The 12,837-nt window shown below is 66.7% G+C and carries 10 protein-coding genes and 2 pseudogenes; 7 read left to right on the forward strand and 5 right to left on the reverse strand.

Annotated features, from left to right (window positions below; translation table 11 throughout):
• Positions 1-154: 154 nt before the first annotated feature.
• The 7 genes and pseudogenes from AC07EQ_RS42620 to AC07EQ_RS42650 all read left to right on the forward strand — a co-directional run.
• A pseudogene (locus AC07EQ_RS42620) lies at positions 155-271 on the forward strand (universal stress protein); the annotation flags it as partial.
• Positions 272-289: 18 nt separating this feature from the next.
• Positions 290-1,975, forward strand: coding sequence for an NAD(P)H-dependent oxidoreductase subunit E (locus tag AC07EQ_RS42625; protein ID WP_478393474.1), 1,686 nt, complete (start codon positions 290-292; stop codon positions 1,973-1,975).
• Positions 1,975-4,647 (forward strand): formate dehydrogenase subunit alpha, encoded by a 2,673-nt coding sequence (gene fdhF / locus AC07EQ_RS42630; RefSeq protein WP_478393475.1) that lies wholly within the window; start codon positions 1,975-1,977, stop codon positions 4,645-4,647. Before AC07EQ_RS42625 ends, fdhF begins: the two co-directional genes overlap by 1 nt.
• Before the next feature lie 520 nt (positions 4,648-5,167).
• On the forward strand, positions 5,168-5,539 hold the full coding sequence (locus AC07EQ_RS42635) for a CBS domain-containing protein (protein WP_478393476.1): 372 nt from the start codon (positions 5,168-5,170) through the stop codon (positions 5,537-5,539).
• Positions 5,540-5,615: 76 nt separating this feature from the next.
• A pseudogene (locus tag AC07EQ_RS42640) lies at positions 5,616-6,258 on the forward strand (ATP-binding cassette domain-containing protein); the annotation flags it as partial.
• A 12-nt stretch (positions 6,259-6,270) separates the two neighbouring features.
• Positions 6,271-6,519: an acyl carrier protein gene (locus AC07EQ_RS42645; RefSeq protein WP_478393485.1), complete on the forward strand. Its 249-nt coding sequence runs from the start codon at positions 6,271-6,273 to the stop codon at positions 6,517-6,519.
• Positions 6,520-6,880: 361 nt separating this feature from the next.
• Entirely contained in the window at positions 6,881-7,255 is a 375-nt protein-coding gene (locus AC07EQ_RS42650) for a hypothetical protein (RefSeq protein ID WP_478393477.1), read from the forward strand.
• A gap of 240 nt (positions 7,256-7,495) precedes the next feature.
• On the opposite strand, the gene AC07EQ_RS42655 is transcribed toward AC07EQ_RS42650, so the two are convergent.
• From AC07EQ_RS42655 to AC07EQ_RS42675, 5 genes are all read right to left on the reverse strand, one after another.
• Positions 7,496-7,750 carry a universal stress protein gene (locus AC07EQ_RS42655; RefSeq protein WP_478393478.1) on the reverse strand — a complete coding sequence of 85 codons (255 nt, stop codon included), beginning with the start codon at positions 7,748-7,750 and terminating at the stop codon, positions 7,496-7,498.
• A gap of 1,114 nt (positions 7,751-8,864) precedes the next feature.
• Positions 8,865-9,392 (reverse strand): cation-transporting P-type ATPase, encoded by a 528-nt coding sequence (locus tag AC07EQ_RS42660; RefSeq protein WP_478393479.1) that lies wholly within the window; start codon positions 9,390-9,392, stop codon positions 8,865-8,867.
• A gap of 82 nt (positions 9,393-9,474) precedes the next feature.
• On the reverse strand, positions 9,475-10,125 hold the full coding sequence (locus AC07EQ_RS42665) for a hypothetical protein (RefSeq protein ID WP_478393480.1): 651 nt from the start codon (positions 10,123-10,125) through the stop codon (positions 9,475-9,477).
• Positions 10,126-10,164: 39 nt separating this feature from the next.
• Positions 10,165-10,626: a CBS domain-containing protein gene (locus AC07EQ_RS42670; protein WP_478393481.1), complete on the reverse strand. Its 462-nt coding sequence runs from the start codon at positions 10,624-10,626 to the stop codon at positions 10,165-10,167.
• Between the two features lie 275 nt (positions 10,627-10,901).
• Positions 10,902-12,704 (reverse strand): sensor histidine kinase, encoded by a 1,803-nt coding sequence (locus tag AC07EQ_RS42675; RefSeq protein ID WP_478393482.1) that lies wholly within the window; start codon positions 12,702-12,704, stop codon positions 10,902-10,904.
• Positions 12,705-12,837: the final 133 nt, after the last annotated feature.

Below are 12,837 nucleotides of genomic sequence, written 5' to 3' on the forward strand. Positions count from 1 at the left end.
TTTTGCCCACGTTAGAGGGTTGGGTTTCCTTGGTGTGGTCCAAGCCTTCGGGTTTGTGCGGGTGGTCCCCTCCCCCCCCCCCCCCACGACTGGCGCGGTTGACAACGTGGTCGACACTGCCGCACCGGCATTCCTGGGAGCGCGTGACATGACGCAACTGCTCGTGGTCGGCCACCGTGGGGTCGGTGGATTCTCCGGACTGCTGGTGGGATCGGTCGCCCGGGGCGTGCTGCATCACGCGCCGTGCCCGGTTGCGGTGGTATCAGGTTGATCATCCGAGGGAGAGGCCGTGGGGCGCGACGCGTTCGTCGAATGGGAACAGCGGTTCGGGCACGACGAGACCGGGGTGCTCGAACGGTTGCACGATGCCGCGGCACGCCGAGGCCGGATCGGCCGGGATGACCTGCACGCCGTCGCCGAGGCGTTCGGGCTGCCGGTAGCCGCGGTGACCGGCGCGGCGGGGTTCTACGCCGATTTCGCCGGTGCGCGCGGAACCCGGCACGTTCGGATCTGCGCGGGCACCTCGTGCTTCGTGTCGGCTGGTGATCACACTGTGCCGTTAGCCGAGGCCGCTCTGGGCGTCGCACCCGGGCACACCAGCGCCGACGATTCGGTGTCGTTGGCCGGGGCGTACTGCCTCGGGTACTGCTATGCCTCACCGACCGCGCTCGACGGACACACCCCGATCACCGGCCCCGATCTCGGCGAACGGCTGCTCTCCGCCGACCACCCGGTCGCACCGGCACCCGCGATCCCGTACCAGGTCGCCAGCCGCCGGGCCGTGGTGCTCGCGGGATTGACCGGGGCAGAGCAGTCCTGGCAGATGTGGCCGCAGATCGTCACCAGCGGATCGCCGAGCGCGGTCCGCGCCGAAGTCGCGCTCGCCGGGCTGCGTGGCCGGGGTGGCGCCGAGTTCCCAGTGGCCGACAAGTGGCAGGCGGCGTCTCGCGATCCTGCCCCAAGGTTCGTCGTGGCCAACGGGGATGAGGGGGATCCCGGTTCGTTCTGCGACCGGCTGCTGCTGGAAAGCGACCCCGACCGCGTCCTGGAAGGACTTGCCCTGGCCGGGTTCGCGACCGGCGCGAACCGAGGTGTGGTGTTCGTGCGTTCCGAATACCCGGTGGCGGTGGGGAGAATGCAGACTGCGGTGGAAGCAGCGCGCGCTGCCGGGCACCTTGGGTCTGGCGTGCACGGTTCGTCGTTCGACTTCGACGTCGAGGTCGTGCAGGGCGCCGGTTCCTACGTCGCGGGCGAGGAAACCGCACTCCTGCATGCGCTGCAGGGACTTCGCGGCAGCGTCCGGCCTCGGCCGCCGTATCCGACCGAATCCGGCCTGGCCGGGCATCCCACCGTGGTGAACAACGTCGAAACGCTCGCCACGGTGCCGTGGGTGCTGCGCCACGGCGGCACCACCTACGCACAACTCGGCAACCCGGTCGAAACCGGCACCAAACTCGTCTGCCTGAGCCAGCGATTCCAACATCCCGGCGTGTACGAGGTCGAGTTCGGCGTCCCGCTGCGATACATCGTCGACACCCTCGGCGGCGGCCTCAAACCCGGCTACCGGCTTCGCGCGCTGCAGATCGGCGGACCGCTCGGCGGCTTCCTCTCCCCCGACGACCTGGACATCCCGCTGCTCGCCGAGGCACTCGCCAAAGCCGGTGTCGCGCTCGGACACGGCAGTCTCGTCGCCATCGACGACCGCATCACCGCGCGGGAACTGCTCCGGCACGTGTGGAGCTTCGCCGCTGCCGAAAGCTGCGGCGCCTGCACCCCGTGTCGTGTCGGCACCCGCCGCGGCCGGGAGTTGTCCGCGCACTTCCCGACCAGTTCCGAGCAAATCCTGTCACAGCACGAAAAGCTGCTGGACGTGATGGCCGTCGGTAGCCTGTGCGGCTTCGGCCGCGGCGTGCCCGCAGCAGTGCGCAGCCTGGTGCGCGTCTACCAAGACGAACTCCTTGCGGGAGGCGCCTGATGCGCGTGATCGTCGGCGAGGCCACTGTGGAGGTTCCGGATGGCGCTACCGTGCTCGACGCGGTGCACGCCGGCGGCACGGAGCTGCCCACGCTCTGCTACGACGAACGGCTGTCTCCGCGCGGGTCCTGCCGGACCTGCCTGGTCCGGGCCGCTGGCAGGGTCGTCGCCGCATGCACCACGCCCGCGGCCGACGGCATGCACGTCGACCTCGACGATCCCGCTGCCTGGCAAGCGGCCAAGGGCGCGGTGGAACTGATCGTCTCCGAGCTACCCGCACGAGCGCTGGGCATCCCGGCCGAGCGCAGCGAGCTCGTCCGCGCCTGCAATCGCTTTGGCATCACCACCAGCAGCTTCACCGGCACCAGACATGATCGGCGTGTCGATCATTCGCACCCCTACGTCAAGCTCGACCGCGACCTGTGCATCGCCTGCGGACGGTGTGTCGCGATGTGCGCCGAAGTCCAGGGCACCTTCGCTCTCGAACTCACCGGCCGCGGCTTCGACACCGTGGTCACCGCCGGCGACGGCGGGCCGTGGGTGTCCTCGCCCTGCGTCGGCTGCGGCGGTTGCGTGGACAGTTGCCCCACCGGCGCGCTGTCCGAACCCGGGCTGCTCGACCTGCGCCCGATCACTGCGACGACCACTACTACCTGCGGCTACTGCGGCGTGGGCTGCACCCTCGACGTCCACACCCGCGACGGCGAGATCGCCGCGATCACCCCGGCACGTAGTGCGCCGGTCAACCGCGGCCATGCCTGCATCAAAGGCCGTTTCGCCCACACCTTCGCCCGAGCCGACGACCGCCTGACCACACCACTCGTCCGACGCGACGGCCAACTCGTCGAAACCACCTGGGACGACGCCCTCACCACGATCGCGAACCGGCTGACCTCGATCCGGGACCAGCACGGACCGGACGCGATCGCCATGATCTCCTCGGCCCGAGCCACCAACGAGGAGAACTACCTCGCGCAGAAGTTCATCCGCACCGTCATCGGCACCAACAGCATCGACAACTGCTCGCGGCTGTGCCACGCACCCTCGGCCGCCGGGCTCACCGCCTCCTTCGGCCTGGCCGGCGGCACCAACCCCCTCGACGACCTCGACCACACCGACTGCATCCTCCTCGCCGGCGCCAACCCCACCGAAGCCCACCCCGTCGTCGGAGCCCGCATCAAACAACGCGTCCTCGCCGGGGCCAGCCTCATCGTCATCGACCCCCGCCGCACCGAACTCGCCGCCCTGGCCGATGTCCACCTACAAGCCCGCCCCGGCTCCAACGTCGCCGTCTTCAACGGACTCGCTCACCAGCTGATCGAAGACGACAACGTCGACCACGACTTCCTCGACCAGCGCACCACGGGCTTCGACGCGCTCGCCACACTGACCGCCGACTACAGCCCCGAAACGGTCGCCGAGATCGCCGCCGTACCACCGGCCGACCTGGTTGCCGCCGCCGGGACTTTCGGCGCAGCCGAGCATCCCGTGATCGTCTACGGGCTCGGGATCACCGAACACGCCCACGGCACCGACGGCGTGCGCGCCCTGGCCAACCTCGCCATCCTGCGCGGCGCGGTCGGAACCCCCGGCTGCTGCGGCATCCTCCCGCTGCGCGGCCAGAACAACGTCCAGGGCGCATCGGACATGGGAGCGCTCCCGGACGTGCTGCCGGGCTACCAGCCCATCGCCGACCCTGCGGTGCGCGATCGCTTCGCAGCCGCGTGGGGTCATCCCCTACCGGAACGTCCCGGTCTCCGGATCCCGCAGATGTTCGACGGCGCCGTCGCCGGAAACCTGCGAGCGCTGTACGTCATCGGCGAGGACATCGTCCAAACCGACCCGAATGCCGGCCACGTCCGGGCCGCGCTGCAGGCGTGCGACTTGGTGGTCTGCCACGACGTCTTCCTGTCCCGAACCGCCGAGCACGCCGACGTCGTGCTACCCGCCGCCTCTTTCCTGGAGAAGAACGGGACCTTCGTCAACTTCGACCGCCACTTCCAGCGCGTCCGCCCAGCGCTCACCTCGCCGGGACAGGCGGCGACCGACTTCGACATCCTGCACCGGATCGCCAACGCCATGGGCATCGACCTCGGTTGTCGCACACCCGCCGACGCGCTCGCCGAATGCGCAGCCCTGACCCCCGTCTTCGCAGGTCTGTCCCACCAGCGGCTAGACGCCGAAGGCCCCCTGCACTGGCCCTGCCGCTCACCCGACCAGCCCGGCGAAGCAGTCCTCTACCTCGACCGGTTCGCCACTCCGGACGGCCGCGCCGCGCTCGCCGTCCGTCCCTACCTCCCGCCCGGCGAACGACCCGACACCGAGTTCCCCTACGTCCTGGTCACCGGCCGACGACTCGAGCACTACAACACCGGATCCATGACCCGCCGAACCCCCAACACCTGGCTTCGCCCCACCGAAACTCTCGAAATCCACCCCACCGACGCCGCGCACCTCCGCGTCGTGCACGGAGCGAGTGTGACTGTCACCAGCCGCTGGGGCCAGACCACTCTCACCGCACACCCCACCCGCGACGTCGCGCCCGGCCAGGTGTTCGCCGCATTCCACTTCCCGAACGCGGCAGTCAACGACCTCACCTCACCCCACACCGACACCACCACCGGCTGCCCGGAGTACAAAGTCACCGCGGTCCGAATCCGGCCAACTCACTGATCACGAGTGTGCGAGCGTTCTGACGCCCAGAGCTCCACTGTGGATCGTCCAGGTGCGCCACGACCTGTGGTTGGCGGGGCGACTACGCGGCCCAACCCGGCAGCGCGCGGCGGCAAGTGCTTCCATCATGTCGTAGCTCCCACCTTCAACCAGGTGGGAGCTACTTGCGGAGAACTGAGCCAGACCACCGGTGGCCACACGAAAGGAGGTCCACACCCGGCGACCATGCCGGCAAGCTTCCGACCAGGAGTTCTGCGCTGCCAGCGGGTGCGGATGATGCCGTGCGGCACTTCGCAGGACGTCCCCACACCTACTCGTCGGAAGCCTACCGATGAAGTTCGGCAGTGAATGGAGGCCGATCGGCCCTCCTGCGCGGCAGCCGCGCCAGGCACAGTGACCTCACCCCCAGGACGGCTTTCCACAGGATTTTGGGAAGGAGCGATGCAAGCCGGAGACGTCATGTCACGGCCGGTCCTCACCGTCTGCGAATTCGACACCTCAGCTCACTGCGGAGGAAGCCATGCAAGTCGAAGAAGTCTTCCACCCCGGAACACTGACCTGCGACGCATCAGATCCACTCGCCGAAGTGGCGCGGAAGATGGCCACCGACCACGTCGGTGCCCTTGCGGTGCTCGACAACGACCGGATCGTCGGCATCATCTCCGAGCGCGACATCGTCCGAGCCATCTCGGAGCAGGCCGATCCGCAGCAGACAACAGCGACCCTCTTCGCATCCCACCAACTCGAAACAGCCACCTTCGGCGAGGACACCCGAGACGTCGCTCGCCGCATGCTCGACGCCGGTATCCGCCACCTGCCGGTGAAGCAAGGACGCATGGTGGTAGGAGTCATCTCCATGCGGGACCTGCTCGCGATCGAAACATGGCTCTGACCCGCCGGATCTCCTGCCGAAGTACGGCTGTCCTTATGTCGGGGCCGGAGCGCGACGCCGGATCGAGGTGGCCGCTGTGGAACTTCGCGTGGACGGGGTGTACAAGGTTTTCGGCCCGAATCCGCAAGAGGCCGTGCATCGGCTTCGGCGAGGCGCCGTGACCCCCGAGGAATTGCGCGAGGAAGGCAAGACCGCGGCAGTCGTGGACGCGACCTTCCGCGTTCAGCCGGGTGAGACCTTCGTCGTGATGGGGTTGTCCGGCTCGGGCAAGTCAACCCTGATCCGCATGATCAACGGCCTGCTGCAGCCGACGGTCGGGCAGGTGGTCATCGACGACCAAGACCTGACCGCGCTGTCCGTGAAGGATGTGCGGCTGCTGCGGCAGCGCTCCATGAGCATGGTCTTCCAGCACTTCGCGCTCCTGCCCCATCGAACAGTCCTGGACAACGCCGCATACGGGCTGGAAGTGCGCGACGTCCCGAATGCCGAACGGTCGAAGAACGCACGCCAGGCGTTGGAAATGGTCGGTCTGACGGGCTGGGAAGACCAGTATCCGCAGCAACTCTCCGGTGGAATGCGGCAGCGCGTCGGACTGGCCCGCGCTCGCCACCGGGACCGACGTGATGCTCATGGACGAGGCTTTCAGCGCGCTGGACCCCTTGATCCGCCGGGAGATGCAGGACCAGCTACTCCGCCTACAGGCCAAGCTGGGCAAAACTTGTTGAACAGGCATTCTCGCCGAATGGCTCGTCCAGGCCGGCGACACCGTCCACAAGGGAGATGTCGTGGCTGCGGTGGACACCGAGAAGGCCACCATCGAGGCCCTGGCCGACCACGCGGACGTCCGCGAGGCGCTCGAGCTGGATTCCCTCGACTTCCTCACTTTCCTCGAGGCACTCAGTGATGCCACCGGTGTCCGAATCGACGAAGAAGACTACGACGAGCTCACCACAGTGGACTACCTCACCATTCGGCCCTGACTCGCCCGACCTGCTCGAACCTGTTGTAGGAGCGCCAGTCATGTCCGAACCACGTACAGCACCCGGTTGGCAGAACGCCGCACACCGCCTTCGGCCGTGGCTTGAGCCAGAACTGTTCGCCGCCACGACGGCCGCGCTGCTGATTGGCGCAGTCGCCTGGGTGGTTGGTGCTTCCGGTGCCGCTCGCACCGCAGCAACTCCCGGGCCTGTTGGTCGAGTCCCAAGATCGCATCGTCGCGGCTTCCGGCGATCAGCAACGTTCTCGCTGTCACGTAGCCGCACCGGTCGGTACGGATTCCCAGCCACTACCTCGTTGCTCGGACGAGTCGATAGTGGGACGAATCTTCCGAGGAGCAGCAGGTTGGTGATCAAGTACCGTTCGCACATGGCGGCATGGGCCAATGTCGTTGCCGTCTGGAGGCGAACTACCACTTGGTTCGGCTTCCAACTCCTGCTGATGAAAGCGTTCACACGCAACAAGACGGTCAAGCGCTGCACGGACTTCAGCCAGATTCCGCCGCAGCTTGGCGGAGTGCGTCGGATCTGTGGAATGTTCCAGCTCCACCTCCAAATGAACGTGGAGCATTCCGAGGCACGTCAGCGTGCCAGCGTAAGGATGATCCGATATCACCACGTCCCCCTCGCGGCACGACTTCCCCGCCTCTGCTGGGATAGCACGCTGTTTGAGTGGCAGCAAATGGTTCACCCGCGCCGAGCGAGGCTGAGCAGTCGCTGACCGAGCAGACCGCTGGGCTGCGCAAGGAAGATCCGAACGTCAGGCTCCGCGAGGTGGCACAGCGTGCCACCCGGTGGCGGCATTGACCGACGCCCCTCGTGACGCGTGGCTGCTCGTCGTCGGGCACCGGGGTCACGGCGACCTTTGACGGCCTGTTCCTGGACTCGATGACACCCGGGTGCTGCACCACGATCCGTGCCAGGTCGCGGTCGTCCGCGCCCCAGCAGGAAGCTGATCTCCTCACCCGGCGCGCAGCACCGCCACGGGGCAGGGTGCGCGGTTGACGACGGCGTGGCTGACCGAGCCGAGTATGCTGCGGCGGATACGGCCGCGGCCGTGGCTGCCCACGACCAGCAGGCTGGCGTCCGCTGCTTCGCGGAACAGTGCTTCCACGGGTTTTTCGGGTGTGACCGAACGCCGGGCGTTGACATCGGGGTATTGCTCGGACCAGCCGGCCAGGGATTCAGCGAGCACTTCCTCGGCGTCGTTGCGCACCTCACCCCACGGGAGCTCCACTGCTGCACTCGGGCGAACGGGTCCAGCGGGAGGTCGCTCCAGGCGTGCACGGCCACCAGGTCACAGCCATGCCGGGAGGCGAAGTCGTAGGCGAAACCGAATGCTCGATCCGCCATGCGCCGCAACGGATTCGGTGCCGAACGCAGTGCGCGGACAAGCCAGCTGAGGTTGTCTCGCGGTGAACCTTCCATTGCCGGCTCCCGGATTCATCAGCGCTGATTCCAAGGTTGCGGCATGCGTCCGGCCTGGATCAGGGCACTTCGTCACTCACTACCACCGCGCACATGAGAGGTCGTTGGACCCTCGCTGCGGCAGGCACCCCGCGGTCACAGTGACCGCATTCAACGCTGGAGGAGGAGTCGCGCATGCGAACGTTCCCCGCCGCCTTCGACCTGGCCCCCGGCCAGATGGAGCAGGTGATGTCGCCTTCTGAACTCCCCTGCACGGATGACTGAAGTCGGCTGCACTCCCTTGGCCCCGAAGGTCCGGTGAGCCGCGAAACAGCGACGAAGTTGCTGGTCAGCACGGGGTCGCCCCGGCAACTCAATGAGCACCGGAGAAGCCATGCGCGGCAGTGACGGTTGCACGACAACACGGACCGGGATCATCTTGACCGCAACTCATGCTCTTGAAAAATAGCTGTGCCACGTAACCTGGTAATGACCAAAGCCCGGCTCACTGCCGACGAAATGGTAACCTAGTCGCTCCGTCTGCGCCTCAATCGATGCCCGATTTTTCCACACGGTATCCGACGCGTTGAGATTTAGTGCGATAGCACGTATGACGAGCGAAAGCCCGGTATCGCGTTCTATTTTGTCTGTGAATATCACGCAGTCGGCGGCACTTTTCCTGTAGGCGATGATTCCCCGAGCCTCAGACGCGCTCAAGATCACGGTGTGCAAACCAAACCCCTAAGCACGGCGTCGATGCTTTTCTCTGCTTCGCTGGCCGCAGCCATGGCACCGACCTCGTATGGTGCCGGATCTTTCGTCGTTTTACGTTTCCGTATCCATTTCATGGGCTAGCCTCCGCTCGACCACGGCGTTCTCACTTCCAAACGCGTTGCCCAGTAAGTCGTCGCTGGCACTGCCACTCACCGGCGAAACCCCCTCGGCAGGCACCGCGGTGCGAATTTGGAATCAGCCGGCTGGGGCATTGGGTTCACGTGATAGGTGATGCTCCGATAGCCGGTCTTGAGTCCCTTCCTGCGCAGCTTGCGAAGGGCACCTTCCACTGACCTCGGGGACACACCCAGCGCCGAGGCCATGTCGGTCTGGGTCAACCTGACGTTGAGCTGCCAACACGAGTCGCTGTCCAGGGTTTCGCCGTGGCGCCGCGCGGCTTGCTCAGCCTGCTCCCCCTGCCAGCACGCGAGCGCCGCGTTGAGCACGATGACCGCCACGATCGCCCACGCCAGCTCCCGAGTACCGGCGATCCAAGCCAGCACCGCCACGACCCACAGCAGCAACGCGAGCGGATGGGTGAACTGCCGCAACAACGCCGCAGGCCACTGCCGTGCTTTGCGGTGCGGCAGCTCGTTGGGGCCGTGGACTTCAAGCCGCCGCCTCGCTTCCCGTGCGGTGAGCCCCCGCTGATGGTTCGCAAGTCCCTGAGCAGTCACGCTGCCGACTCACGCGGTTCCACCGCCGCCAGCTCGGGGGCTCGACCGGCGCTCCGGATGTGATGCGGGTGTGCCACCGCAGCTACTTCTGTGCGCTACTCGCCAGCTTGGCCGCGGTGCGCAGCGTGGTCCGCATGATGCTGCGCACGAAGGGCGACACCGTACGCCAGTACAAGCCGAAGATGCGGCAGGTCATCGGGTCGTTGAGGATCGTGCGGATGTCGTAGGTCACCAAGCTGCTGCGACGTCCGTAGGGGCGCACGGACAGCGAGGCCACGATCTTGCCTCGACCCGGTCTGCGGTACTGGGCGAAATCCTCGGCCGACACCGGTTCCATGCGCACGATCGGTGTCCAGAACCGCCCTGCCGCGCCGCAAACGAATTCCCGCCCAGGCTGCTCGCCGAGCAGCACCCAGTCCCCGCTGGCCACCAGGTCGTCGAAGGTCAACCGGGTCGGCACCCGGGGCGGCACTCGCTGCTTGAACCGTTCCGGCAGGTCACGCACCCACATCGCCAGATCCGCGATCCGGGAATGAACGGTGAGCAGATCGAGGCGCCGCAGGGCTGCGTACATCTGCTCCGGCGGAACATCGGACACCATGTGTTCGATCGCGTCGAAGTCCGGCTCGTGGGCGAAATCGTCGACGGTCACCGCCGATCGGTCGGTGACCTCCCACGCCGGAGAGGTGACCTCAGGCGGCCGGGTCCGGGTTTCCCCGGTGTCCTTGTTCATCGGCGTTGCTCCTCGTCCTGGAATCGAACCGGCTTCGCCTCAGGAAGACTCATGGTCACCTCCGCCAGCAGCGGCAGTGTGAGAATGCCCGACCGAGGTCGCCGTCGCCTCTGGACGGCCGACTTGCCCCCGTTGAGCGATGTCCCGAACGAGGTCGACTGCCGTGAGCACCCCGCACACCTGCCCGCCCCGCGCCACCAGCAACGCGTCGGTGCGCGCCTCGATCATGCGCTGCGCGGCCACGGAGACATCGGAACCCGCATCCACCCACGGCGCTGGTGACCGGCATAGCGACGCCACGCGCACCGGCTCGCCAGGACGCTCAGCCGCGATACCGAACAGCAGGTCCGAAGTACTCACCAAGCCCAGGACGTCATCGCCGGCGACCACGGCGAGGTGGTGCACGCTGTGGCGATACATCTCCTGGAGAGCCGCCATCGCGTCCAGCTCGGGCCGCACCGCGACAACCGGCGTGCTGGCGAGCTCGTTCGCGTTGCTCATGCTGACCCCGATCCTCGTCGTGCCCAGCCTGGACAGATCTGGGCCCGACCTTCGCGTGTCCGGTGAGACGTCCGCTAGGGGAGATGGTCACCAGGATCGCTGGGAAGTGGGGTGCGGTGGTTCTGCGCAGGGTGAGCCTCAATCTCCTGTCGGGGCATGAGCGACTGCCGCCGCGAACACCTGCCCAAGATTTCCGCGCAACGGCGGGGGGAGCCGAGCCATCCACACCGGCCAGGACCGGCTTGATCTGCTTCGCCGTCATACGCACCCCACTGTCAACGCGCCGGAACGGTCCACAGCAGCCGGGTACCACCGGTTTCCAGTTGCTCCACTGTGCACTCTCCCCCGTTCTGCACGGCACGATCGGTTAGGTTGCCCAGACCGCTGCGGGCGACTGCGTCCGGGAATCCGATGCCGTTATCGGTCACCTCGATGGTGAGATCATCATTCAGCGACAGCGAGACGGACAGCTCCGACGCCTGCGCATGCCTGAGGACGTTGCTCACCGCTTCGCACACGACCGCCTCTGCGTGCTCGGCCAGCGTCGCGGGCAGCACATCCAGCGGACCGAACATCCGCACCGTCAACCGAATCTCGGAATCGCCGAGGAGATCGGTGACGATCTTCTGCAGGCGCACCCGAAACCTGGTCGATCTCGCCGTGCTGGTGTGCAGGTCGAAGATCGCGGCCCGCACATCCTGGATGACCTCGTGCAGCTGATCGATGTGTTCGCCCATTCGTCGCCCGGCCGCGACCGGGGACTTCGCGCGCTGCCGCGTGCCCTGCATGGCCATACCGATCGCGAACAACCGCTGGATGACGTGATCGTGCAGATCTCGGGCGATCCGATCGCGATCGGCCAGCACGTCCAGTTCCCGACGCGCCGCCTGCGCTTCGGCCCGTTGCAGCGCCAGCGCGGCCTGATCGGCGAAGGATGACAGCACCTGCAACTCCTGATCGTCGAACGCCGTTGCACCGACCTCACGGATTGCCAGTAGAACGCCGGAAATCGCCTCACCGGCCCGCATCGGCACCGCGAGCACCGGCCCGAACTCGACGTCGATACCCTTCGCCGGGTCGAACGCCAGCCCGGAAACGTTGCGCGGCGTCCGTTGGCGGAAGACCTCACCGGAGGTGGACCCGGAAACCGGGATCTTGCGCCCCACCAAGTCATCGATCCCGGTTCCGGCGCACACCGCGATGGTGAGCTCGCCGGCCCTCGCCGGATCCTCCTCCGCTTCATCAGGCACCAGCAGCAGGGTGTATTCCGCTGTGGTCAACTCCAGGGCTCGCTCAGCGATCAACTGCAGCGCGTCCAGTGACTCCGTACCCGCCAACAGTTCTGCGGTGATCTCGCTCGTCGCATCCAGCCAACGTTCCCGTCGGCGCACCTCGTCGAACAGCCGTGCGTTGTCCACCGCGATACCGGCTGCCGCGGCCAATGCCTGCACCACCGCCTCGTCGTCCTCGGTGAAAGTTCCGCCGCCGTGCCGCTCCGCCAGATACAGCCGCCCGAACGCCTCCTGCCGCGCGCGGATCGGCACCCCCAGGAAGCTCCGCATCGGGGGATGGTTCGGCGGGAAGCCAAACGCGGCGGGATGATCGGCAACGTTGTCCAACCGCAGCGGCTTGTTCTCGCTGATGATCAGGCCCAACACGCCGCGCCCGATGGGCAACGGGCCGATCTTCCGCCGGGTCGCTTCATCGATGCCCTCGAAAATGAACCTGCTCAGCGTCCCGTCCTCCGCCAGCACCCCGATCGCGCCGTACTGGGCGTCGACCAACCGTGTCGCCGAACGCACGATCTGCCGCAACGCGGCATCCAACTCAAGCTCCGACGAGATGGCCAACACCGCCTGCAGCAGACCGTCCAACCGTTCCCGGATACCGACGATCTCCTCGATGCGTTCCTGAACCTCGGCCAGGAGTTCGGTGAGTCGTGCTCGCGACAGCGTCGCAACCGACGCCGCCGGGTCCGCCCACGGATCCCTGGGGCTCGGCAAGTCCGCCCTGCTCACATACCTACTGTGGCACGCAGCGCGATTGGTCACACAGGTCTTGTTCCGCCAGATTCTCACAACACGGGATGAGGTCGATCGGCTCTACTTCGCGTTCCCCTAGTAGTACTTCGTTAGGTGTTGATCTTGTTGGTGGTTTGCTTCATGATCTTGGTGTGGATCTTGGTGCGGTGGAACGTCTTCGGGGCGAGTT

Source organism: Saccharopolyspora sp. NPDC045839 (assembly GCF_056431645.1).

Coding starts and splice junctions, on each gene's coding strand:
- AC07EQ_RS42665 (WP_478393480.1), bottom strand. CDS start 10,125: ATGAACAAGGACACCGGGGAAACCCGGACCCGGCCGCCTGAGGTCACC.
- AC07EQ_RS42635 (WP_478393476.1), top strand. CDS start 5,168: ATGCAAGTCGAAGAAGTCTTCCACCCCGGAACACTGACCTGCGACGCA.
- fdhF (WP_478393475.1), top strand. CDS start 1,975: ATGCGCGTGATCGTCGGCGAGGCCACTGTGGAGGTTCCGGATGGCGCT.
- AC07EQ_RS42670 (WP_478393481.1), bottom strand. CDS start 10,626: ATGAGCAACGCGAACGAGCTCGCCAGCACGCCGGTTGTCGCGGTGCGG.